We start from the raw sequence: 567 nt of genomic DNA on the forward strand, positions 1-567 counted from the left end.
CGATGGTACAGCATCACTCCTGTGCGGGCAGAAGTATAGAGCTTGACGATTTTACCAATGTTTCACTTTCCAGTTTGTGGCTTGATCCAGATCAAAGATTGGTCAACTTTGCTGGCTCAGCCGCAGTGCAACAAAGCTCGGTTAAAATGACGCATCACAATTTTGCCTGACTGCCGGAGCTATTCATTCATGTCTGACCCTCTTTTGCCGACCACCCCTCCCAAGCTTACTCCGCTCAACAACCTGATCTTCATGAGCCGCTGGCTGCAGTTGCCGCTCTACTTGGGCCTGATCCTGGCGCAATGCGTGTACGTATTTCATTTCTGGGTAGAACTCAAGGATTTGATCGGCGCAGCGATGGGCAATGCAGCGGCATTGCAGCACATTTTCGATGCCGTCACGGTGCCGGGCGCCGTGCGGCCTACCAAGCTCAATGAAGCGACCATCATGCTGGTGGTACTGGGCCTGATCGACGTGGTCATGATTTCAAACCTGCTAATCATGGTGATCGTGGGCGGCTACGAAACGTTTGTCTCGCGCATGCACCTCGACGGCCATCCGGACCAG

Annotated in this window: 1 protein-coding gene; it reads left to right on the top strand. The window is 53.4% G+C overall.

Annotation, left to right across the window (positions count from 1 at the left end; all coding sequences use genetic code 11):
• Positions 1-189 precede the first annotated feature (189 nt).
• The coding region (locus tag ACP7BV_RS27755) for a YqhA family protein (RefSeq protein ID WP_426108141.1) at positions 190-567 on the top strand (378 nt) is incomplete at its 3' end.

The sequence above is a fragment of the Massilia sp. TSP1-1-2 genome (assembly GCF_049896185.1).
Lineage (GTDB): Bacteria > Pseudomonadota > Gammaproteobacteria > Burkholderiales > Burkholderiaceae_D > Telluria_A.